General features: G+C 54.8%; 24 protein-coding genes, 1 tRNA gene and 1 riboswitch. Of the genes, 3 read left to right on the top strand and 22 right to left on the bottom strand.

Going from position 1 to position 21,081, the window contains the following annotated elements:
- Positions 1-17: 17 nt before the first annotated feature.
- Both PY990_RS14740 and PY990_RS14735 read left to right on the top strand, forming a co-directional pair.
- On the top strand, positions 18-1,160 hold the full coding sequence (locus PY990_RS14740) for a Gfo/Idh/MocA family protein (protein ID WP_275272254.1): 1,143 nt from the start codon (positions 18-20) through the stop codon (positions 1,158-1,160).
- A gap of 19 nt (positions 1,161-1,179) precedes the next feature.
- Positions 1,180-3,078 carry a tetratricopeptide repeat protein gene (locus tag PY990_RS14735; RefSeq protein ID WP_275272253.1) on the top strand — a complete coding sequence of 633 codons (1,899 nt, stop codon included), beginning with the start codon at positions 1,180-1,182 and terminating at the stop codon, positions 3,076-3,078.
- A gap of 3 nt (positions 3,079-3,081) precedes the next feature.
- Here PY990_RS14735 and PY990_RS14730 read toward each other — a convergent pair whose 3' ends face one another.
- From PY990_RS14730 to PY990_RS14625, 22 genes are all read right to left on the bottom strand, one after another.
- On the bottom strand, positions 3,082-3,624 hold the full coding sequence (locus PY990_RS14730; protein ID WP_275272252.1) for a histidine phosphatase family protein: 543 nt from the start codon (positions 3,622-3,624) through the stop codon (positions 3,082-3,084).
- A complete protein-coding gene (locus PY990_RS14725) occupies positions 3,621-4,454 on the bottom strand; it encodes an adenosylcobinamide-GDP ribazoletransferase (RefSeq protein ID WP_275272251.1) in 834 nt (277 codons plus the stop codon). The genes PY990_RS14730 and PY990_RS14725 overlap by 4 nt, the downstream gene beginning before the upstream one ends.
- A gap of 6 nt (positions 4,455-4,460) precedes the next feature.
- Positions 4,461-5,513 (bottom strand): nicotinate-nucleotide--dimethylbenzimidazole phosphoribosyltransferase, encoded by a 1,053-nt coding sequence (gene cobT / locus PY990_RS14720; protein WP_275272250.1) that lies wholly within the window; start codon positions 5,511-5,513, stop codon positions 4,461-4,463.
- A 21-nt stretch (positions 5,514-5,534) separates the two neighbouring features.
- Complete coding sequence (locus PY990_RS14715) at positions 5,535-6,998, bottom strand: cobyric acid synthase (RefSeq protein WP_275272249.1); 1,464 nt, start codon at positions 6,996-6,998, stop codon at positions 5,535-5,537.
- On the bottom strand, positions 6,995-7,990 hold the full coding sequence (locus tag PY990_RS14710) for an aminotransferase class I/II-fold pyridoxal phosphate-dependent enzyme (RefSeq protein ID WP_275272248.1): 996 nt from the start codon (positions 7,988-7,990) through the stop codon (positions 6,995-6,997). The genes PY990_RS14715 and PY990_RS14710 overlap by 4 nt, the downstream gene beginning before the upstream one ends.
- Complete coding sequence (gene cbiB / locus PY990_RS14705; RefSeq protein WP_275272247.1) at positions 7,987-8,973, bottom strand: adenosylcobinamide-phosphate synthase CbiB; 987 nt, start codon at positions 8,971-8,973, stop codon at positions 7,987-7,989. The genes PY990_RS14710 and cbiB overlap by 4 nt, the downstream gene beginning before the upstream one ends.
- Positions 8,974-8,984: 11 nt before the next feature.
- Positions 8,985-9,566 carry a cob(I)yrinic acid a,c-diamide adenosyltransferase gene (gene cobO, locus PY990_RS14700; RefSeq protein ID WP_275272246.1) on the bottom strand — a complete coding sequence of 194 codons (582 nt, stop codon included), beginning with the start codon at positions 9,564-9,566 and terminating at the stop codon, positions 8,985-8,987.
- Between the two features lie 17 nt (positions 9,567-9,583).
- Positions 9,584-10,375, bottom strand: coding sequence for an ABC transporter ATP-binding protein (locus PY990_RS14695; RefSeq protein WP_275272245.1), 792 nt, complete (start codon positions 10,373-10,375; stop codon positions 9,584-9,586).
- A gap of 5 nt (positions 10,376-10,380) precedes the next feature.
- Positions 10,381-11,367, bottom strand: coding sequence for a FecCD family ABC transporter permease (locus PY990_RS14690; protein ID WP_275272244.1), 987 nt, complete (start codon positions 11,365-11,367; stop codon positions 10,381-10,383).
- On the bottom strand, positions 11,364-12,221 hold the full coding sequence (locus tag PY990_RS14685) for an ABC transporter substrate-binding protein (RefSeq protein WP_275272243.1): 858 nt from the start codon (positions 12,219-12,221) through the stop codon (positions 11,364-11,366). Before PY990_RS14685 ends, PY990_RS14690 begins: the two co-directional genes overlap by 4 nt.
- Entirely contained in the window at positions 12,218-12,787 is a 570-nt protein-coding gene (locus PY990_RS14680) for a bifunctional adenosylcobinamide kinase/adenosylcobinamide-phosphate guanylyltransferase (protein ID WP_275272242.1), read from the bottom strand. Before PY990_RS14680 ends, PY990_RS14685 begins: the two co-directional genes overlap by 4 nt.
- A 23-nt stretch (positions 12,788-12,810) precedes the next feature.
- Complete coding sequence (locus tag PY990_RS14675) at positions 12,811-14,673, bottom strand: TonB-dependent receptor domain-containing protein (protein ID WP_275272241.1); 1,863 nt, start codon at positions 14,671-14,673, stop codon at positions 12,811-12,813.
- A gap of 65 nt (positions 14,674-14,738) precedes the next feature.
- Positions 14,739-14,941: riboswitch (cobalamin riboswitch) on the bottom strand.
- A gap of 86 nt (positions 14,942-15,027) precedes the next feature.
- Entirely contained in the window at positions 15,028-15,249 is a 222-nt protein-coding gene (locus PY990_RS14670) for a TIGR02450 family Trp-rich protein (RefSeq protein WP_275272240.1), read from the bottom strand.
- A gap of 3 nt (positions 15,250-15,252) precedes the next feature.
- Positions 15,253-15,765, bottom strand: a complete 513-nt coding sequence (locus tag PY990_RS14665; RefSeq protein ID WP_275272239.1) for a lipocalin family protein — start codon at positions 15,763-15,765, stop codon at positions 15,253-15,255.
- A gap of 221 nt (positions 15,766-15,986) precedes the next feature.
- Positions 15,987-16,376 carry a hypothetical protein gene (locus tag PY990_RS14660; RefSeq protein ID WP_275272238.1) on the bottom strand — a complete coding sequence of 130 codons (390 nt, stop codon included), beginning with the start codon at positions 16,374-16,376 and terminating at the stop codon, positions 15,987-15,989.
- A 96-nt stretch (positions 16,377-16,472) separates the two neighbouring features.
- Positions 16,473-17,027, bottom strand: coding sequence for a chlorite dismutase family protein (locus tag PY990_RS14655; protein ID WP_275272237.1), 555 nt, complete (start codon positions 17,025-17,027; stop codon positions 16,473-16,475).
- A gap of 79 nt (positions 17,028-17,106) precedes the next feature.
- Complete coding sequence (locus PY990_RS14650) at positions 17,107-17,565, bottom strand: SRPBCC family protein (RefSeq protein WP_275272236.1); 459 nt, start codon at positions 17,563-17,565, stop codon at positions 17,107-17,109.
- A 20-nt stretch (positions 17,566-17,585) separates the two neighbouring features.
- Positions 17,586-18,440: a DNA alkylation repair protein gene (locus PY990_RS14645; protein WP_275272235.1), complete on the bottom strand. Its 855-nt coding sequence runs from the start codon at positions 18,438-18,440 to the stop codon at positions 17,586-17,588.
- A 168-nt stretch (positions 18,441-18,608) separates the two neighbouring features.
- Positions 18,609-19,103 carry a hypothetical protein gene (locus tag PY990_RS14640; protein WP_275272234.1) on the bottom strand — a complete coding sequence of 165 codons (495 nt, stop codon included), beginning with the start codon at positions 19,101-19,103 and terminating at the stop codon, positions 18,609-18,611.
- 48 nt (positions 19,104-19,151) lie between these two features.
- The gene (locus PY990_RS14635; protein WP_275272233.1) at positions 19,152-19,535 is read right to left on the bottom strand and encodes a hypothetical protein; all 384 of its coding nucleotides are present in this window, start codon (positions 19,533-19,535) and stop codon (positions 19,152-19,154) included.
- A complete protein-coding gene (locus PY990_RS14630; protein WP_275272232.1) occupies positions 19,532-20,584 on the bottom strand; it encodes a hypothetical protein in 1,053 nt (350 codons plus the stop codon). The genes PY990_RS14635 and PY990_RS14630 overlap by 4 nt, the downstream gene beginning before the upstream one ends.
- A gap of 110 nt (positions 20,585-20,694) precedes the next feature.
- A tRNA-Arg gene (locus tag PY990_RS14625) sits at positions 20,695-20,770 on the bottom strand.
- A 76-nt stretch (positions 20,771-20,846) separates the two neighbouring features.
- Here PY990_RS14625 and PY990_RS14620 point away from each other — a divergent pair.
- Positions 20,847-21,081: hypothetical protein (locus tag PY990_RS14620; protein WP_275272231.1), on the top strand; the 235-nt coding region annotated here is incomplete at its 3' end.

Raw genomic sequence — 21,081 nt, 5'->3', positions numbered from 1 at the left:
CGCAAAGGACATTGAACATGAGCAAATACAACGCACTGAAACCACTGCACAAACCCATCAGGGTCGCCATGATAGGCGGCGGTGTAAATTCAGCCGTGGGCCGCGTGCATGAGATTGCCATGAAAATGGACAATGAATTTGACCTGGTGGCCGGGTGCTTTAGCCGCAATCCGGAATTCAATGCCGAATCGGGCCGCCAGTACAATGTGCAGGCCAACAAACTGTACCCCAGCGCAGAAGCGCTGATCGATGCAGTAGCGCTCGAAGTGGATGCGGTGGTGATTGCCACGCCGATCAAGTCGCATGCGCAGTACATTCATTTGGCACTCGACCACAACTTGCGGGTCATCTCCGACAAGCCCCTGTTGGCCAATGTGCAGGAATGCAAAGAACTACTGGCCCGTGTCCAGCCCGACAACACCCAGGTATTTTCAATTTTCAATTACACCGGCTACCCCGCCGTGCGCGAGATGAAACGCCGCGTGGAAAGTGGTGCCATTGGCAGCGTGTTCAAGGTGATGGTGGAAATGCCGCAAGACTCCTACATGCGGCTGAGCAACCAAAACAAAACCCACGCCATTCAGGCCTGGCGGCTTGAAGACGGCGACATCAGCTGTGTGTCGCTCGACCTTTTTGTACACCTGCACAGCCTGGTGAACTTTGTGTGCGGCAACACACCACAAGCCGTGAATGCCTGGCAACGCGCAATCACCAACGTATCGCCTGGGCTCATTGATGAAGTGGATGCAGTCATTCAATACAGCAACAACCTGATGGTCAACGCGTGGTACGGCAAAGCGGTGTTGGGTTATCGAAACGGCTTGCGCATTCGGATATTCGGCAGCAAAGGCAGTTTGCAATGGCATCAGGAAAGCCCGGAAATGATTGAAGCCGCCGATGAAGCAGGTAACCGCATGTTGCTCGACCGAATTTCAACCGGCAGTGAAATAACCGCACAGCCCCGCTACAACCGTTTTAAGGCTGGCCACCCCTCGGGTTTTATCGAAGCCTTTGCCAACTACTACGCCGACATTGCACAAGCCATGCGCGATGAAAAGCTGAATGCCTACACCTTGTCGACTGGTGTCGCTGCAGAAGGCCTGGCCTTGAGCCAGGCGATTGCACAAGCCTCGGCCACTGGCCGCACCGTTCCACTTTAAGTTTGAGATTTTCTAAACCATGACCACAGCCAGCCTGGAAGAACAACTACAACCGCTGTTTGATGACATTGATGCAAAACTGCAAAGCATAGAGAGTGGCGTATTCATTCAACAGCAGGATGCAGAAAAAACCATTAACCAATTGGCCGTGCTGGTGAATGAGTGCGGAAACAATCCGTATGCCAGCCTGATGCAGTTAAACGTGGTGGGCACCACAGAACTGTGCACAAGGTTTGCCGCGCTGTACGTGAATGTACTCACCGATCTGAAGCACGCCCTGAGTTTGAACAGCCTGTTGGTGCTGACCAAACAAAAGCGCTTCATGAGCCATGTGTTTGAAGTTTCCGGTTATGGCAACAACCGCGCTGTGCTCAAGCTGTTGTTGAACAAGGCACACGAACGCAAAGCAAAACAACTGACGGATAACCCCGCTTTGGTGCGCGCCCTGCTGCTGGCCAGCGTGGGCGACCTGGACCCGGCCGACCTCGTGGAATTGACCCTGGAAAGCACGGAAACTTCGGCCCTGTTGGCGATTGGCCTGTTGCTCGACCGCCTGCCCTTGACCGTGACAGGCGATGCTGGCCGCACATTCTTGCTGGAAGAGTACAACCCCTATGGCGCACTGCGCCCGCTCGACCAATACCGCGCCTTGATCTCGAATATCTGGATGCTGTGCAGCTACAGCACCTCACCTAAAAAACATGAAATCAAAAAACACCTGAACCAGTGGTTCAAACGTGTGCACAAGGCCAAAGGCATACAGGCCAAACCTGCTGGCAGCGTGCGTCACACCGGGAACATCGACAACAAACCCGTGATGGTGGTGATTGCAGAAACGTTCAAGTCGGTGCACGCCATGTACCGTTGGTATGCACCCATGATCAAGCGCCTGAAACGCGATTACTACCTGGTCATGGTGTCAATGAAAGCCGATGTGGATGATCAATCCATTGGCCTGTTCGATGAGTTCATTGAAGTACCCGAAGAAGAAATGAACTTGCAACCGGTGTTGAACCAATGCACCCCCGACATTGCCTGGTTCATGAGTGTGGGCATGCGCTCTTGGGGAATTTCCCTCGCAAACCTGCGCTGGGCCCCACTACAAGCGATGAGCTTTGGCCACCCGGCCAGCAGCTTTAGCAGCGAGATGGACGTAGCATTTGTGACCACCCGCGTATTTGGCGGCTCCGGTGTGGTGAATGAGAACATGTTGATTCTGGAGAGCGAAATTGGCAATGTGGCCGAGGCCCACAAAGACTTGAAACTGCCACCACCCCCAGTGCTGGATGACGCTGTGGTGTCGATTGCGGTGCCCTGCAACACCATGAAGATCAACCTGGGCTTCATGACTGCGCTGAAGGAGATTGAACGCCTCTCGGCCAAGCCGATTCGCTTCACCTTCTTCCCCAATGAATACGGCGTTGGTCACCTTTCAACCGAGAAACGCCTGCGCAGCTTCTTCCCCACCGCCGTGGTGGCCCGCCGCACGGGTTATGAAGCCTACCTGAACATGCTCAACCAGCACCACCTGGCACTCAGCCCCTTCCCGTTTGGCAACGCCACCAGCACCATCGATTGCATGGTGTTGGGCCTGCCTGTGATCAGCCTGATCGGTGCCGAACCCCATTCGCGCAGTGACTACGACATTTTGGCTTCGCTGGGACTGGCTGAATACTGCGTGGCGGATTCAGTTGAAAACTACGTGCATGGCGTGGTGCGTTACATCAACGAGCCGGGCCTGCTTGAGGAATTGCGCGCCATGGTGGCATCCAAACAGTTCATGGATTTGCACCAGCAAAACGAAAACGAATTTTCAGATGAAATGTGCAAGGCCTTGAACTGGGCCTATGCAAACCAGAATGAAGTGCGTGGGCCGAGGGGGTTGGTGATTGAAGGGGCCGGTAGGTGGGTAGCGTGATTATCAATAATTAACACTCAATAAACCCCCCGGCTCCACCACCGTTTTCGGCCAGTTTTCAGCCTTTTGAACAGGTTCAAAACCGTGTTCAACAATCCACTGCACCGCGCGAATGACGCCAGCGTGGGTAATCCACAATTCATTGCTCTGGATACCTTTTAATACCTGCCACACGCGTTGCAACACCAAATGTGTGCTTTCAGTACCGCCAAAACAATGGTGATCAAAATCAGCCAGCCAGGCGTCGAATGCGGTTTGTGGAATTGCGTCCCAAGGCTGCATTTCCCAGCAACCAAAGTTCATTTCATTTAAGCGGGCATCTACAATTGCGGTGGGGAGATCGGGCCGTAGCGCCGCCAAATGGTTTGCAAGTTGTTGCGCGCGCAGCAGGCCTGAAACACGCACAGGCAAGCCTAGCGGCAATTGTTCTGCTGCTTGCCGGGCCGCTTGCAGGCTGGCCGCATCATCGGCCAATACATCGCTTGCGCCGTAGCAAATTCCTGCAGGTAACAGCACCGGGGCATGGCGAACCAACCACAGCTTCATGACACAGCAGCCAGCGGCCAAGCCAATAACAAGCCCAGGTAAAAAACCACCTCACACACTTGTTGTGTGGCCCCCAAACCGTCGCCAGTAAATCCGCCCAGCCTGCGTTTTAGCAAGCGCCACATATAACCCAGTGCCAATACGGCGCCCAAAGCAGCTGCCCACCAGGGTGCGCCTGGTGCAAGCGCATACAACACACCAAAAACCATTGCAGCCCACACCGTGGCTACCGCTAAACTACGATTGCCAATTTGATCAGCCAGTGGCTTTGATTTGGATTGATGTGTGTCGCCCACATGCGGCAAACTGCGAATAATGAACAAGGGCAAGAAGCGCGACACCACATGCGCACCCAACACGCCCACCGCTGCAATCGGCAAGGTTGCGATTTGCAACAACATGGTTAGCAGGCTGATTTTAAGCAACACCACCAGCACCAACGCCAGTGCGCCATAGGTGCCCACACGGGAATCTTTCATGATGTCGAGCGCGCGTTCGCGGTTCATGCTGCCACCCAAGCCATCAGCCGTGTCGGCCAAACCGTCTTCATGAAACGCACCCGTCAACATTACACTGAACACGGTGCACAACACGGCTGCCACCCAGCTTGCAGCGGGTACTTCAGGCAAGGCGCACACCAAACCCCACAACACGGCTGCACATGTTGCTCCCACTAGCCAGCCCACACCGGGAAAATGTGCAGCACTGGCACGCAACATGGCGGGCGAGAAGCCCACCCACTCAGCCAATTTTCCGGTAATGGGTATGCGTGTGAAAAACTGCACTGCAAGCAGGTAGTGGCGAATGAATTGAGTGAGCAGTTGAAGCATGGGAAATTACGCCTGTGTTGCATCGCCTGCGCGCGATACGCTGGCTGAATCGAAACTGGCCATGTCGCGCAGTATGCTACAAGCCGACACCAGCAAGGGCCACGCCAAAGCTGCACCAGAGCCTTCACCCAAACGCAAACCAAGATCAAGCAAGGGTTGTGCATTCAAGAATTTCAGCATCTTGCGGTGGCCTTGCTCGCCCGATTGATGCGCAAAAACACAGTACGCCAACACCTTGGGGCACATTGCATGCGCCACCAGCACCGCTGCAGTGGCAATAAAACCATCAACCACCACCACACGGCGTTCACTAGCGGCCTGCAACACCGCCCCCACCATCGTTGCAATTTCAAACCCGCCAACGGCTGCAAGTATTTCAAGCGGTGTTTGTGCCTTGGCATGTTGGCTTAAAACCTGCCGCAAAATACTCGTTTTGCGCTGAACAGCTTCGGGATTCAAACCCGTGCCCGCACCGGTGCATTCAGCAATGTCGTACCCGGTGAAACACGCCATTAAAAGCGCTGCAGCCGATGTATTGCCAATGCCCATTTCCCCCAACAACAGCACGTTGCCAGGCAGGCTGCGAAGCAACTCAACACCATTGAGCAGCGCCTGTTCGCATTGATGAATCAACATGGCCGGGCCTTCAAGGCTGTCAGCCGTGCCATATCCAATTTTGCGAATCAACAAACCGGGGCGCGCCGTGAAGTCATGGCGCACACCGCAATCGACCACGCCCAAATTCAAGCCATGCTGGCGTGCCAGTACACTGACCGCCGCACCACCAGCCAGAAAATTTTCCACCATTTGCCAGGTCACATCGCTGGGGTAGGCGGACACCCCGCGCTGTGCCAAACCATGATCGGCTGCGAACACCAGCAATTGCGGCTGTTCCAGAACCGGGCTGTCAGTGCCCAAGGCCAGGCCTATTTGAACGGCCAGTTTCTCAAGCAGGCCCAATGAACCGAGCGGTTTGGTTTTGTTGTCAAGCAAGGCCTGGATCCGTGCTTGCAAAACAGCACTGCAGGGGTCGCGAACAAGGGGTAAATCAAATGGCATGGGTGCTGTGTACCTTAAGAATTAGGGTTCGATAAGTGCATTCAACACGCCCGGCTGAACATGTTGTTCCAGAAAATCTGCCAACCCGTTGAATACGCTTTCCAACGTGGGGGCTTGTGCGCCAAACAGTGCGGCCAACACTGCGCCATCTTCAAACAGGCCGTGCACGTAAACACCCAGCACATTGCCCGCTGTATTTTGCCAACCCAAACCGGGCAGCACTTCGCGGGCCAGCTGCCCGGCTTGAGCCAGCGCCGGGTGTTGCGCGGTTTGACCATGGTGAATTTCATAGCCGTTGACCAGTTGCTGCGCCAACGCGGCCCAAGGCCCTTGCACGGCGCCAAAAAGCAGCGTGGTACGGCGCACTGTTTTGTCGGGTTCAAAGCAGGTCACCAAAGGCAAAAGCCCCAGCCCCGGTGCATTGCCATCAATGCCGTGCGCATCCACCAGTGCCTCACCCAACATTTGCAGGCCACCACAAATGCCCAACACGGGCTTGCCTTGTTCGGCGTGCTCGGCCACGGTTTGGTCCAGCCCTTGTTCGCGCAACCATGCCAAATCGGCTGTGGTGTGTTTTGAACCCGGCAGAATGATCCAGTCAGCACCCGCACAATCGGCAGGTGTGCGGGCCCACACCAAACGCACACCGGGCATGTTTTTCAGGGGCTGGAATTCATCCAGATTGCTGATGCGCGGAAAAGCCAGAACAGCAACAGTGGTGTGCACGCGGCCAGTGGAACGGCTGCGGTCATCGAACACCCCATCTTCTTCCGGCAAACCATGCTGAAACCACATGGGCAAGGTGGCCACGGTGGGCACACCGGTCAGCTGCTGCAACAGTTCGGGCGCAGGAGCCAGCAAGGCCGCATCACCTCGAAATTTGTTCAACACAAAACCGCGAATCAAGGCACGTTCCTCGGTGGGCAACAAAGCCCAGGTGCCGTACAAGTGGGCAAAAGCCCCACCACGGTCAATGTCGGTAACCAGCAGGCAGCGCGCCTGCGCGTGCACGGCCACGCGCATGTTCACAATGTCGCTGGCATGCAGGTTGATTTCTGCGGGTGAACCTGCGCCCTCGATCACCACCACATCATGGTCGGCACGCAGTGCATCCAGTGATGCCATGATGTGCGGCCACACTTGGGCGCTGCGTTCCCGCCACGGGGTCTTGCTCAACGCCATGTCCACTTGTCCCAACACCACCACTTGGCTTTTGGTGTCGGCTTCGGGTTTTAACAACACCGGGTTCATGTGCACATGCGGTTCGCAACATGCGGCCAGCGCCTGGAAATACTGGGCAGAACCAATTTCCCCTTCACTGCCATGCAACCCCGCCACCACACGAGCGTTGTTGCTCATGTTTTGTGCCTTGAAGGGGGCCACCTTGAAACCCATGCGTGCGTAATGGCGACACAGTGCAGTGGTCACCCAGCTTTTGCCTGCACCGCTGCTGGTGCCCAGAACCATGACACACACTGCGGTCATTCGTGGCCCTGCCTTGCAGGATAATATTCAAGCGCACTTGAAAGCGCAGCCATGGCCTGTGGCCCTTGCGCGCACAAGCGCCACCAGCCGGGCAAACCAAACGAGGTGGCATCGCGCAGCTTGATGCCACGCGCGCGCAGGTGCACCTCATCAATTCCACAAGGTGCTTTGGCACACACAAACGAGGCAATGCTGGGCATCGTTTCCCAACCCCGCTGGTGAAGGCAATCCAGCAGATCCAGTTTCCATTGCGCCAGCACGCTGCGGCTTTCGGCCAGCCAACCTTGTGTTTCCGGCAAGGTCCAGGCAAGCAGCATTGCTTGCCCGTGCGTGCCGATCGGCCAGGAAGGTGCCAGGCTATTCAGTGCGCACACCGCTCGGCTTTCACCCACGGGTGCAATGGCGTAAGCGCCGCGAATACCTGTCATGCCCAATGCCTTGTTGGGCGACCACAATTGCCACAAATGGTCTCGTTTTTGCACGGCCGTGCGGGCCTGTTCATCAAGGCACAGGGGTTCATAAGCACAATCAAGCACGGCAACCACCTCGGGGTGGTCCTCTACAATTTTCAATAGCTCGGTCGATTCAGTTTGCCCCAAGGGGCTTGAAGGGTTGCACAACCACACCAAGCCAGCCTGACTTGGGTCATCAACCAGTTCCATGTCCCACACCTGCGCGGCGTGCGCATAATCGCCATAAGCGTGTTGCGGCACCCAGTAAGAATTGCAGCCCTTGCGCCACTGGCAGGTGGTCAGGCGTTGAATGAATTCGCTTGCACTGCCCGCAACCACAATTCTGGATTCATCCACTTGATGAAAGTCGGCAAGCGCAGTGCGCAAGGCCGTGTAATTCGGGTCGGGGTAACGCAGTGCGTCAGCCTGCTGAACTGCGTTCAACACCGCAGGGCAAGGCCCAACGGCATTGGCATTGCTGGAGAAGTCAAAGGGCACGGGCCCGTGCTCATCGGTACCGCCATGTATCCGTGTGTTCATGTTACCCCCCACAAAACAGCCACCAAGCAAAGCACCGCTATGAATACCACCACTTGTGCGCAGGCATGCAAGGCGGCTTCGATATGGCCACTGCGGGGCGCCTCGCCTTGCCTATTCAAACAATACACGCCTTTCTTTTCCAAACAAATATTCATCCCCAAAGCCAAGGCCCCCATGGGCCAACCGCCATTCGGTGAAGGGGTTTGTTGTGCAATACCGGGTAATTGAAACAGGCCACGACCTTTGAACAACAGGCAAATCAGCACGGCAGTGATGCGGGCAGGCAACCAGGACAACACATCGTCTGCGCGTGCTGCCCACTTGCCTGCCCAGGTCCAGTCGCGCCCTGCGCGTTCGCCAAGATAGCCCCACATGGCGTCGGCCGTATTGGCAAAGCGATAAACTGCAGCGCCTGGCAAACCCAGCACCGCAAACCAGAACAGCGGGGCTACCACAGAGTCATTTAAATTTTCTGCAAGTGTAGAAATGGCAGCCTGCCGAACCTGCGCCTCGCTCAGGCCGTTCACATCGCGGCTGACCAAACGCGCCACCTGCTGTCGGCCTTCGGGCAGTGAACGTTGCAAGGCTTTTTCAACAGCGTGTACTTCATCGCGCAGCACCCGCCAGGCCAACATGGGTTTGAACAACAGGCCCAGCAACAACACTTGGAAAACCCAATTCGCCTGTGCCAACCACATTGAAAGCAACGCAGCCAGAATGAATACGCCCGCAGCACCCACACACCACGCCAAGGCACCGGCTGTGAATGGGGCCGTCACTTTGCTGGGCACAACACCTATTGCAGGCGCAAACAAGCGACCTGCCCACCCCAGATAATTGCCCATCCACACCACCGGGTGCCAGCGAACCGGCGGTTCGCCGAAACAATAATCGACGAGCAAAGCCACCAGCATGGCACCAGCCAAACCGTCAATGGATGTAAAAGACGTGGCGGAAATCAAAGCGGGGCTGGCATTGTCCATTTGCGTTGCGTTTAATCTTCGATACCGCGCTGGGCCGGTATACCTGCCTTGAAAGCATGCTTGACCATGGTCATCTCTGTCACCGTATCGGCCATATCCATTACTTCCTGCGGGCAACGCCGCCCGGTGATTACAACATGCACGTCCTTGGGTCGATCACGCAGGGTTTGCAACACATCCTCCAACGAAATCCAGCCGTAGATCAAGCCGTAGGTCAGTTCATCCAGCACCACCATGAAATGTTCGCCAGCCAGAATGGTGTCGCGGGCTTTGGCCCAGCCGTCCCGGGCCAGTTGCGCTGAATGTTCGATGTCTTTGCTTTTCCAGCTAAAGCCATCACCCAGCCCTTCGATGGACAAACCCAGTTGCTCGAACGATCGATGTTCACCAAAACGCGCACTGGGCACTTTCATGAACTGGTAAATTTTCACGAGCTTGCCATGCACATGGGTTCGCCCAAATGCACGCAAGGCCAAGCCAAATGCCGCAGTGCTTTTGCCTTTGCCATCACCGGTGTTCACGATGATCAGGCCACGCCTTTCGCCTTCGGGCCTGTCGTAGCGTTTCTCGGTGGGGGGCGTTTCAATTTGCATGGGGTTTTCTCTCGCGGTCAGGTTGGCAACACAAGCCAACGGTTGTTCACCTGGTGAATGGAAAGTCGATGATCAAAAACAGTTTGCAGGGCGTGGTGTGCCGTCGGCTCGTGACTGGGGCCGGCGTAGTGCAATTGGCCTGCTTGCAACACCAACAGGTCGTCGGCCAGCAAGGCCAGGGAAATTTCATGCAACACGGTCACCACCGTTCGTCCTTGGGCTACCAGGCTACGCACCAGCGCAATCCAGTCGGCCTGGTGCGGCGGGTCGAGGTTGGCCAAGGGTTCGTCCATCAACACAATGTCGGCCTGAACAGCCAACAGGCGCGCCAGCAGCACGCGCTGGCGTTCGCCCCCGGAAAGACTTCCAAACAAACGGCTGCGCCATTCCCACACACGGGTTTGTTCCATGGCCTGCTGCACAGCGGCGTGGTCGGCTGGGCCGGGCGGGCTTAACCAGGGCAAATGGGGAAAGCGGCCCAGCATTACGATGTCGTAGGTACTCAAGTCATCAGCAGCCTGATCGGCCCCGCCCTGGGCAAGCCAGGCCACAGTTTTGGCGCGTTCGCGGTGTGCATAGCTTTGCAAGTCTTTTCCATTCACCTTGACACGGCCTCGCTGCGTGGGAACAAGCCCAGCCAAGGCACGCAGAAAAGTGGATTTTCCCGCGCCGTTTGGGCCCACCACACAGGTCCAGCGGCCAGCCGCAATACGAGTATCAAGCTGGTGTATGACGGGGCACGCAAAGCGGCCCGAACCCAGTGAAACCGAAAGGCCTTTTACCTCGAATGCGGCAGTATTCTGGTTCATGTTCATTACCCCGCCCTTCTGTGCATCAGCCAGAGCAAATAGCCGCCACCCAGCGTGGCAGTCAACACGCCAACGGGAATTTCCTGAGGCGCAATCAAACCACGGGCCAGAATATCGGCAGCCAGCAGCAACACCCCACCCATCAGGCTGGCCAACACCACCAACTGTGCATAGGTAGTGCGCACCGCAGCGCGCACCAAATGCGGTGCAGCCAAACCCACAAAGGCAATCAGGCCGGTGTGTGCAACGGCAGTGCCGGTGGCCAAAGCGACCACAGCGATCAACGCCATGCGTGCGGGGCGCAAGGGCAAACCCAGACTTTGCGCGGTGTGTTCTCCCAAGGTAAGGGCATCCAGCGTGCGGGAAAAAGCCCAGGCCACAGCCAGACACAACACGCCGGAAAGCAGCATGATTCCCAGCGATTGCCAACCCACAAAACCGGTAGAACCCAGAATGAACGCTTGCATGGCCTGCAAGGTTTGCGGAACTGCAATGGTGATTAATGATGTCAGCGCACCCAACACCATGCCAACCACCACACCTGCCAGCAACAGGCGCAATGTATGTTGCACGCCTTTGGCCAACGTCAGGGTCAGCAGCACAGCGCCCACCGCACCCACAAAAGCGGCACCGGTTAGGCCCAGCCGCACCACCCACGCCTCGGCAAATGGCGACACGCCCAGTACAGCCAGCGACACTGCCACCGCCAAGGAAGCACCCGACGCGCTGCCCAACAAAAACGGATCGGCCAAGGGGTTGCGAAACAGACCTTGCGCAACCGCACCCGCCAGTCCAAGCAAGGCACCGGCGGCCCAAGCACCCAGTGTGCGTGGGGCACGAATATCGACAATAATTTGATGGGCCACCGGGTCACCCCACATGCGCCACACTGATTCAAGACCTGTGCTGCCCACACCCAAACCGATGGCGCACAACAACAGGCTTAAGGCCAACAACAAAACACCCAGCCACAGGCTTGCACGTGTATTCATAAGGCACCACCCCGGCTTGATGGTGTTGCATTGCTGTGTTTCAGAATGCACTGCGCCAGCAGGCGGGCACCTTCGGCCATGCGGGGGCCGGGGCGCACAATGGCGTCCTCATCGTCACTGTTGAAAATGCAAATGCGTTGTTCACGCACCGCACGCAGGCGCTGCCAGCCGGGCCGCTCGGTCATGCCTTGCACATTGCGCTGACCCACCATAATAAGGTCGGGGTTGGCACGCACCACAAATTCAGGGTTCAGCTTTGGAAACGGCCCCAGTTCAGCAGGCACCACATTGCCCACACCAAGGCGCTTGAGTGTTTGACCGATAAAAGATGATTCACCTGCCGCGTAGGGCGCCCGGTTCACTTCAAAATAAACGCGAATACCGCGCGCATGTTCCGGCAAGGAGGCCGCGGCCGCAGACACACCCGCATCCACATTGCGCCACACCTGCTCGGCCTTTGCCGGTGCAAGTCCCAAGGCTTCGCCCACTTTGGCCATCACCACCTGCACCTGTTCATGTGTTTTTGGCTCAAGCATCAGCACTTTCAGGCCGAGTGCCTGCAACCTTTCGGCTGCACGTGTCGATTCTGCCATCAACACAAGGTCTGGCTTCAATGCAATAATCGCTTCAATATTCGGATCAATCCCGCCGCCTACACGGGGCAGTTGTTGAACCGATGCTGGCCAGTTGGAATATCGATCTACACCCACCAAGCGGCTACAGGCCCCCAATTCACATACACTTTCAGTGAGCGAAGGCAACAGGCTGACAATGCGCTGCGGTGCTGCGTGTGCAGCCCATGCCGACAATGCCAGCAGAAAAGCGATTGAATGCCGCACGCCAAATATTTTCATGCGGGTGCCCCTTTCACATACAGCGCCTGCCCGGCCACCATCAAGGTAAGCCGTTCACATGCATCGGCCATGGTTTGGTTCAAGCGCCCCAGTTCATCCACGTAATGGCGCACCTCCTTGCCCATGGGCACAACACCCAAACCAATTTCATTGCTCACCAACACCACCGGCCCTGGCAAGTTGTGCAGCGTGTGAACCAGTTGCTCGACCGCATGGTGAAACCCTTGTGCAGGTGCAGGCACACCGGGTGGTGGCATCAACCAGTTAACCAACCACAGGGTTAAACAATCCACGATCAACAGGGTGTTGCTGGTGCTGTGCAATTTCAAGGCTGCAGGCAGGTACAGGCTTTCCTCAACCGCCACCAAACGGGGCACGCGCTTTGCGCGGTCAAGCTGGTGCTGCTCAATGCGTTGCTGCATTTCATCGTCGCCAATATGGGCTGTGGCCACGAGTACGGCTTGCCGTTGTGGATCGGCCTCAAGCCATTGAATAGCCAGGTTTTCAGCGCGGCGCGATTTACCGCTGCGCTGGCCACCCAATATCAGTTCAGAACGGGCAAGCATGTGCGTCAATCAGGTTTCACCCTTTAAAAAGACCAGTTGGCAGACACAAACAGGTTTCTGCCAGGTGTGGTAAAGCCATTGGCCAGTGAATAGGTTTTGTCGGTGATGTTGTTCAAACGGGCCGACACGGTTAGATCCTGATTCACTTTGTAACCAACACCCGCATTCAACAAGCCATAACCGCCTAAGTTAAATTCTCGGCTTCCAGACCGGTCAATACGGTCGCTGGCCAGTTTCAGTTCACCATAGTACTGCCAGGGACCGGTTTCACGGCTCAAGTTTAAATTGAATACATGGCGGGCAATGCGCGCAATGCGCTTGTCATCGGGTTCGGTTCTGGGGTCGGTGTAATCATAGGAAGCTTTGACCAACAGTGTTTCAAACTGGCGATCCACCGCAAACGTAGCGCCACGCAAAGTGGCACGGTCCGACTGCACATTCGTCGACGGCGTAATGAAACCCTGCACCTTGTTTTCATACACCACCGCGCTGGCTGCAAGGGCGTGTGCTGCGTACTTCACACCCAGTTCTTTCGAGCGGCTGCGCTGGGGTTGCAATTCGGGATTGCCAGAAAAATTGCCAGTTCTGGGAAAATACAACTGATTGAAGGTGGGCGCCTGAAAGCTGCTGCCCGCACTGCCCACCAAACGCCATTGTGAATTCAGTTTGTAGCCAGCTGACAAGGCATAGTTATTGAAACGCCCGAACTGGGAATTGTCGTCGCTTCGCAGCACCCCAAGCGCGTCCCACTGGTCGCGGTTCAAGGCGTAAGAAGCCATCAATCCATCAATCGTGCGGGCCTTCACGGGGTAGTTCGTGGTGCTATCCACTTCTTCGCTGCGTTGCTCGGCCAACAGGGTAAGCACATCGCTGCCAAAGCCAATGTCGTTTTGCCAACTGTATTGGTCACGTTTGGTGTTGAACCGTGCGACACCGGCGTCTGCGCCATCGGACAGGCGGCGATATTCAGTGACCGACTTGTCATCGGACTGCGCAACCAATACGGTGGACTTCCAACGAGGAGCCCAGTTTGCTACCCATTGCAGGCTGGACTGGTTCACTTCTGGATTGGCAATTGCCTCGCTATTCATGGAATTCAAACCCAGCGGGTTGGGCGATGGCGTTCCGTCAAAACCATACAGACCTTTGCTATACAGGGATTGAAACTTCAGTTGGTGATTGGTGTGTATATCGGCCACCAGACTGAAATTCAAACTGCTGGTTTCAAAACGATCTTCATCCGGATTCAAGCCGGTTGCCGCGGGCGTCTTGGCATCAATGCCGCTGCCTCGCTCATGCGAGAAGCCCAGGTTGTAGCCAAAAATACCGCTTTTGCCACCGAAATGAGCGGCTCCCAGGCGCTGGCCATCGGTGCCCACACCCACACTGACAGAACGCCGGGGAACACCCGCTTGCCGCGTAATAATTTGAATCACACCGCCCACTGCATCTGGGCCATACAAGGCTGAAGCAGCACCACGCAATATCTCGATGCGCTCGATGGATTCAAGCGGAATGGTTTCCAGCGAAAGGCTACCATTGGTTGCAGAACCCACACGCACGCCATCCACCAGCAAAATGGTTTGTGTGGCCGAAGCACCTCTTAAAAAAATCCCCGTGTTAGAGCGGTAACTGCCGTTGGAAGACATTTGCACGCCCGGCTGTTGGGCCAGCAATTCACGCAGCGACGTTTGCCCGGCGCGGCTTAGCGTATCGCGATCAATCACCGTGACATCGGCCAACACATCAGTGACAGGCTGTTCGGTGCGGGTGGCGGTGACCAACACGGGTTCGAAAGTTGGATTGGTTTGTGCAAATACAGGAGCGGCCGCAGCAATAGCGACCGGCGTGGCAAGCCATAGCTTTCCCAAGCGAATTGAGTTCATTGTAAGTTTGATTGACGAGTACCCTCACCGCCTTCCCCGACAGTGCATGGGACACAGTGTGCAAATTGCACACCCCGCTGTTGGCCGGTATCCGGGCTGGCAGACGAACCCTCATCACCTTCTCAGGCGTTTAAAACACCCAATGGTTTTTGATGAAAGCCAAGCACAAGGCTTGTCTGCGTACCGTTGCGGGGGCAGCGCCAAAGGGCTTCCCGTTTAACTTCAGAACATGGACTGTTCCAAGAGCACCAACAGGCGCATTGTAACGCAGCAGCGCGAAAGCAATTGTGTTTTCTGTCGGTAAGGCCACGATTGATTTGCTTGTTATAAGTACCAATCGATGGTTAAACGTGGTCACTTCCACCCCTGCAACCACTGCGCTTCGTCTTGCAAATCCCGCCAGTGAATAATTTGCGTTCTGCCTGAATGCACAGCTTCCAGTTCAAAGAGTTCAATGGGCAAATCTTCGCTGGCAGGCTTCACGGCACTGCGAACCAAAAAATGCTTTTCCTTGTTCACGGGCTTCGCGGCGGTCCACTTACTAAGCAGCAATTTCTTGGGATTCAACTGGCGCATGGTTTAACTGCCTTGCGGCGACAGTTCAAGCTTGTTCAAGTCAAAACCTTTGGCTTTCAGCCGTTGCAGCAGTGCATTGTATTTGGCTTCGTCCACTTGTTGCGTGCGAGCCAAAACCCACAGATATTCGCGACTGGGCTCGCTCACGGCCACCAACTGGTATTCCGGGTCTAGGTCTATCACCCAGTACTTACCCCACACCATGGGCAGCCAACTTAACCACGCGGGTGCAAAACGCACTTGCAGCTTTGGCGACTTCAAACCCCCAATTTGACGAGCCTGCCCCTCGGCTTCATCCATGTCGCCGCTGGCCAGTTGGCAACGGTTCATTACTTTCACCGTGCCGTCTTTTTGCAATGAATATTCGGCGCTGGTGTTGCGCACACATTGCTTCTGAAAACGGTTGGGGTATTTCGCGATTTCAAACCAGGTGCCCATGTAACGGGGTACGTCCAATGATTGGATCGTGCGAAGGGCTTGGGGGGGGTCGGCGGCGAGTGCGGGCGCGAGAATCATGAAACTCGTTAAACACGAAATTAGTAATTTCATCGAATGCTTTTAGATTAATTGAATAGTTGAGGTGCTTGGCACACTGTTCACTAACTTGGCCAAATTACACCATGGCGCAATACGCTCCACGCTGGGCGGATACCGCACCGGGGGCGATGCCGCAGAATATGATATCTAAGTCCGGCTGAAGAACGTCGGGTAAAACTGGCACCTCGGCAGAATTCCTTTTAAACCCAGCGATTTACAGCCTCGGCCGTGTCACCGGGATTGGTGTTAAAGCAGATTTTCGCACTCGGCGCATGCGCATGGATGGTGTTGATTATTCTCTCGAATAGCAAAAAATGTGTGGGTACTGTTCGAACGCCTGCACCGACCAACACGCAATCATATTGATTCTGGATCAAAGCGCTTCGAAGCACATCTTCAGCCGTGGCACCAAAGTCAGTCAAGCAAAGTTGCGCCTCATAACCCTGCGCCCTCAAACTGGCCGCACCTGCATTCAACCCGGCCATGACTTTCTCGGCTGTCAGCCCAGGAAAGGCTGCGTATTCAGGGCGGGAAAAGTCAATCAACTCCGGTTGCAAACCAACAATTAGAACTTGCTTGCGCTTTTCCATAATTTCTTCTCCCACGGTTTACTACGACGCGTGCCGATTCACAATTTATTCGCTTTGTACAAACCCGAATGGATAGGCCTTGGTACTCTTGTGTTGTCACACTGGGACCTTCAGCAAGCGAATGTCCACTTCACGCTCCACATACTTCCATTCCTCCGAGGCCCGTAATTTCACGAGCAACTCATCAAATGCATCGGTATGCTCTGGCGCAAACTCAAACCAAGTTAAAAAGTCAAAAGGCTCACCAAGATCACGCGAGTGATGCAATTGCCGGGCGATTTCCGGCAGGTAAGCCAATCCAATTTCAGTGTGGTGCGACTGTGCCTCGAATATTGCACGGCGTTCATCTTGCGACAAAGCCCACCACTGCGCATTTTTCTTGATTGGTATCAGCGCAGCGCAGGTCGAGGCAGGTCGATTCAAGCCCTCTTGCCTGGCTCGCAGTTGGGTAATTTCATGGCGCTCGGCATAACGCACATTGCTGGTAAAACCCTGAAGCACCCAAGTGCCGCGCTGGCCTAGCTGGCTTGCAGGGGTGTTCACCACGTTCAGCCTTTGTACAGCATCAACAGGCTCGCCCACAACTGCGTGGCAACGGGTAACCCGCCATGGGCCCTCGTGGCCGCCGATGAATGAGTAGTGATTTTGCATGTGGGGAGCGGGATATCAGTTTGAAACATCAATATCCCAGCATGCCCCACGCCGGTCAAGCACTTAACGACAACTTTCCTTAACCGTGGTCTGGAATGTCAGGCTCAACCAGCTTTGCCAGTTGCTCAAGCGATTCTTGCCAACCTAAATAGCACATCTCTACGGGGATGACTGAGGGGATTCCTTCCTGCACAATGCGTAGCTCCGTTCCGCAAGACACTGCTTTCAGATCAACTGTGACAATCATTTCCCCGGGCAGATTGTCGTCGTCGAATTGATCTGTGCTTCGGATTCTTTCATTGGGCACCAATTCCAGATATTTCACTGCAAAGGTGTGGCTGCTGCCGGTGCTGAAGTTGGTAAATGACATGCGGTAGCCGCCACCCTCGCGAACATCGATTTCATGAATGGTGCCCGTGAAACCATAAGGTGGGCTCCAGTACTCCAACGCACTTTGATCGGTGAACGCCTTGTAAACCCGCTCTGCTGGCGCGCGCAATACTCTGTGCAACTTCACTGTACCTGTGTTGTTCGACATCGTCATCTCCTTGAAGTGGTTCAACCCTTCGCCCTGCCCCTAATTTCCAAAGCCCTGGCATCGCCCTTCTTCGCATGGTAGCGCACAGCATGGCGCACCACCCACTTCAATTCGTCGGACGCACCCGCCTGAAGCCAACGCTCACAAGTTGAAAAGGCAATCTCCGGGTGGTCTTTGGCAATATCCCCAAGATGGTTGGCCACACTGCGGCGCACATACAACGACTCGTCGTTTTTAAGGTGTTCGAGTATGGGTAATGTGGGCTGCGGGTTTGCTACAAATGACTGAATCCGTTTTCCCCAAGGCAGCTTGGGGCGTGTGCCCTCACTGCACAGCCGCCTTACATGCGGGTTGGGGTCACCCAGCCACTTGCCAACCTGTTCCAGGGTGCGTGTTTGATGGTGTATGAGAAAAGGTCGAATGGCAAATTCAGCCGTAAACCGCATGGTGAGTTCACGCAAGGCCTGCATGGAGATATCGAATGGATCATTGCCGTCGTTGTAACTTGGGTCTAAACCGAAATCGGCAATGAAAAAACTGTGAGGCATGTAGAAAAACCCAGCCAGCCCCAAGGACCCTACTTCGGTTTCTGCCAGCGTGAATGAGTCAATCAGAATGGACACAGCTTGCTGGTAATTGGCAGGCAAAAATTCCCGCAACGATTTTGCAATGTGCTGTGCGCGCTGCATCAGCTCCAAGGGTTCAAGATTGGTCAGTGCGTGCTGGCAAAACGCTTCAGCAGGAAATGCCTTGTGCACATACAGAATGTTTTGAGCCAGGCACTCAATCGACTCCCGGTTCATCAAAACCTTCAGCGGTGTGCCTTTTTGAATCGCGTTGGGTGCCAGTGGAACGGTAGGAGGACGTGGCTTCATTAGATTTCAATTCCGAGAAGTGTTTGCCAAGCCGGCAGCCCAAAGGGAAAGGTTCTCGGGGTTTGATACAAAAACGTATATATCGGCTGGCTTAAAGTCGATGAAGGTCGCGATGTGTGCAGCTTTCGATATCGACATAGCGGACAACATTAAAAATGAGCGAAAAATTCATAGGCCCTTGCCTCGGACGCTTGCTTGATTATATGTCGCCTGGAGCAAGGCCCTTAGCGTCACTGCCATCAAGATAAAGCGATCCTTTGGCTCCAGCCGATTCCACTCAGCTACCTGAGTGTCATCAAGCTGACTGCGTGTTTTTCGATGCGAAATTTGTATGATTTCCTTGTCTTCAGAAGCAAATGACTTATACAAAGCATCCACTCTGCTCTTGGTCAGAGTAGTCCCCGGCTGGTGCGCGAATGCATTCCTAAGAGTTCCAAGTGCTAAAAGCGGTGACTGATAACGAGGACGTAAGCCCAATGCTGTCGCCAACATTACTTTTTGAGAAAAGTCGAGATTCATTTTTTCAACATGCTTGGGACTGACGAGTAAAACATCGAGCACATCGTTTAGTCCGGCCTCAATGTGTATATGCGCTCGAATAACCATGCCGAGTTGATCGTCTCCTTCCAAAGCAGCCTGAAACTCTTTATCAATGAATCGCATATCATTCACCAAGCCAATATAGAAATAGAAGTGCTCGGCGTTAGACCGTTAAGGCAGGTACCCGAACATAAGACATATCGCAATCAACCCCATCGCCGCCATACATAAAACAGCATAGCCGAATACAAAGTACATATAAAATCGGCAAGCCAAGTTGAACCATAGCGGCACCTGCGTGTGAATGTCACCAAATTTTCTGATTTGCCTCGCAAATGGAATCGCAATCGCCAAGCTGAACAAGTTAGTACGGATAAGACTACTTGGGAAGTATCGATATGCCAAAGATTCAAATTCACTGAAGTGAGGCGGCTGCAAGTAACGATCAATCACAGAGACTGGTGTAATCCAAGTCAAAAGCAGCAAACTGGTCGGAAACACAACCACCATCAGCAATATGCTGTAAATCAAAAAGTGTACAAATGACTCAATCATGAACAGAATCGTCCTAGTGAGGTACCGCTGACCAAATCAAGTTTTTGACCATATTGGTCGAACACTACTTTGCTAACCGCCTTGCCCGCTTCTTGCGCAAAGAAACCGCCCAAGGCTGAGGCAATTAGTGCAACACCCCACCCCACTGGGCCACTCGCGACCAGCAAGCCGACCGCTACACCCGCGCCTGTGCCGCCAAGCGCACCCGCGAGAATTCCTGATCCATCAACCCACAGAACCTCATTCTTCTTCTGAACACTATCAGTTGAAGCAATCTTCCCACACGCCCCCACCGCTCCAAACGCTGTCAGTAACAACCCACCCCCTTTCGCAAATTTGCTCAACTTGGCCATTCTTTCCGCATGCTTTACAAACACTGGCGAGGGGTTCACGCCCACCGCCCTGTTTTGGTAAAGCACGTTGAACGAGTTCTGGCCGCCGTGCATGTGCCTGCCTATCCAGCCCAGCTTTGCTAGGTAGTTATTCAGTATCTCTTGCTGGCGTAACTGGTATTGACGCTCGCTCAGCTTGCCTGCCAATCGTTCGGTGTTCAATTGTTGTAATCGACCCATCACGTCCCGGTTTTGTACGCCACTTAAATAACCAAGTACACCAAGGCCAAAACCAGCAAAGTCGGTTACATGCTGCGTGTCGTTGCTTACCCGGGCCAAAAATTCATACACACCGCGCTCGGCTGGGTCATTGGGAACAAACTTACGTGCGGTATCGATCAGCGCAAACTCGCCTCCGCCATTCACCACTTGGCGTATGCGGGCCTTCACCACCTCGGGGTTCATGCACAACAGCACATGCGGGTCGTGCGAAATAAAATCGAGCGTTCGCGGGGCTTGGCTGCCCAAGGCCATGCGCGGATTTTTAACAGTTGGGTTCAGTGCCAGCAGGTAATCCAATAACACCGAAAAAACCGGCTCTTGGCCCGGCAATATGCCGTAGCTGTGAGTAATCACATCAAGTAATGAATGTTGTGCTTGGGGAATATAAAAAGCAGGTTGGGTTAGCGACAATTTGCCGAAGCTGGAGTTAAACATGGTGAGAAGTGGGGAGTGGTACAGCCCAACATTCAAGCCTTGCGCCAGGAACCTGTCAAAAAAGAAGAATTTGAATCGCTACTTATAGGTAGGGTGTTGATGCGGGCGAATGGCGCGGCTGGCGGGGATCGAACCCACGACCCTTGGCTTCGGAGGCCAATACTCTATCCACTGAGCTACAGCCGCGCAAGAAGGCGTTAGTGTACACCAGCGCTGGGATCTAGGATACTGACGGCATATGTCCACCGTATAACCAATAAAAATGAAAATCGCCAATATTCTTCGCTCCAAAGTGGTGTTAATACCGCTTTTCATCCTCGTTTTTGTTTACCTGTTCGCCTGGGCTGGCTTGCCGCGCCTGGTGCACTGGCAGGCTGAAAAGCAGGTGCTTGAACGTTCGGGCCATGTGCTGAAAATGGACTTGCCCGAGGTCAACCCCTTCAAGCTGACCGTTCGGATCCCCAATCTGAGCCTGGCCACGCCCGAGGGCGAGCAGC

This window comes from Limnobacter olei, assembly GCF_029087225.1.
In the GTDB taxonomy this organism is placed as follows: Bacteria; Pseudomonadota; Gammaproteobacteria; order Burkholderiales; family Burkholderiaceae_B; genus Limnobacter; species Limnobacter olei.
This window is presented reverse-complemented; position numbering and strand designations above follow the sequence as displayed.

What these genes read in the sequence shown, in the direction of transcription:
- PY990_RS14740 (WP_275272254.1), top strand. Translation starts at nt 18, where the DNA reads ATGAGCAAATACAACGCACTGAAACCACTGCACAAACCCATCAGGGTC.
- PY990_RS14735 (WP_275272253.1), top strand. Translation starts at nt 1,180, where the DNA reads ATGACCACAGCCAGCCTGGAAGAACAACTACAACCGCTGTTTGATGAC.
- PY990_RS14730 (WP_275272252.1), bottom strand. Translation starts at nt 3,624, where the DNA reads ATGAAGCTGTGGTTGGTTCGCCATGCCCCGGTGCTGTTACCTGCAGGA.
- PY990_RS14725 (WP_275272251.1), bottom strand. Translation starts at nt 4,454, where the DNA reads ATGCTTCAACTGCTCACTCAATTCATTCGCCACTACCTGCTTGCAGTG.
- cobT (WP_275272250.1), bottom strand. Translation starts at nt 5,513, where the DNA reads ATGCCATTTGATTTACCCCTTGTTCGCGACCCCTGCAGTGCTGTTTTG.
- PY990_RS14715 (WP_275272249.1), bottom strand. Translation starts at nt 6,998, where the DNA reads ATGACCGCAGTGTGTGTCATGGTTCTGGGCACCAGCAGCGGTGCAGGC.
- PY990_RS14710 (WP_275272248.1), bottom strand. Translation starts at nt 7,990, where the DNA reads ATGAACACACGGATACATGGCGGTACCGATGAGCACGGGCCCGTGCCC.
- cbiB (WP_275272247.1), bottom strand. Translation starts at nt 8,973, where the DNA reads ATGGACAATGCCAGCCCCGCTTTGATTTCCGCCACGTCTTTTACATCC.
- cobO (WP_275272246.1), bottom strand. Translation starts at nt 9,566, where the DNA reads ATGCAAATTGAAACGCCCCCCACCGAGAAACGCTACGACAGGCCCGAA.
- PY990_RS14695 (WP_275272245.1), bottom strand. Translation starts at nt 10,375, where the DNA reads ATGAACCAGAATACTGCCGCATTCGAGGTAAAAGGCCTTTCGGTTTCA.
- PY990_RS14690 (WP_275272244.1), bottom strand. Translation starts at nt 11,367, where the DNA reads ATGAATACACGTGCAAGCCTGTGGCTGGGTGTTTTGTTGTTGGCCTTA.
- PY990_RS14685 (WP_275272243.1), bottom strand. Translation starts at nt 12,221, where the DNA reads ATGAAAATATTTGGCGTGCGGCATTCAATCGCTTTTCTGCTGGCATTG.
- PY990_RS14680 (WP_275272242.1), bottom strand. Translation starts at nt 12,787, where the DNA reads ATGCTTGCCCGTTCTGAACTGATATTGGGTGGCCAGCGCAGCGGTAAA.
- PY990_RS14675 (WP_275272241.1), bottom strand. Translation starts at nt 14,673, where the DNA reads ATGAACTCAATTCGCTTGGGAAAGCTATGGCTTGCCACGCCGGTCGCT.
- PY990_RS14670 (WP_275272240.1), bottom strand. Translation starts at nt 15,249, where the DNA reads ATGCGCCAGTTGAATCCCAAGAAATTGCTGCTTAGTAAGTGGACCGCC.
- PY990_RS14665 (WP_275272239.1), bottom strand. Translation starts at nt 15,765, where the DNA reads ATGATTCTCGCGCCCGCACTCGCCGCCGACCCCCCCCAAGCCCTTCGC.
- PY990_RS14660 (WP_275272238.1), bottom strand. Translation starts at nt 16,376, where the DNA reads ATGGAAAAGCGCAAGCAAGTTCTAATTGTTGGTTTGCAACCGGAGTTG.
- PY990_RS14655 (WP_275272237.1), bottom strand. Translation starts at nt 17,027, where the DNA reads ATGCAAAATCACTACTCATTCATCGGCGGCCACGAGGGCCCATGGCGG.
- PY990_RS14650 (WP_275272236.1), bottom strand. Translation starts at nt 17,565, where the DNA reads ATGTCGAACAACACAGGTACAGTGAAGTTGCACAGAGTATTGCGCGCG.
- PY990_RS14645 (WP_275272235.1), bottom strand. Translation starts at nt 18,440, where the DNA reads ATGAAGCCACGTCCTCCTACCGTTCCACTGGCACCCAACGCGATTCAA.
- PY990_RS14640 (WP_275272234.1), bottom strand. Translation starts at nt 19,103, where the DNA reads ATGCGATTCATTGATAAAGAGTTTCAGGCTGCTTTGGAAGGAGACGAT.
- PY990_RS14635 (WP_275272233.1), bottom strand. Translation starts at nt 19,535, where the DNA reads ATGATTGAGTCATTTGTACACTTTTTGATTTACAGCATATTGCTGATG.
- PY990_RS14630 (WP_275272232.1), bottom strand. Translation starts at nt 20,584, where the DNA reads ATGTTTAACTCCAGCTTCGGCAAATTGTCGCTAACCCAACCTGCTTTT.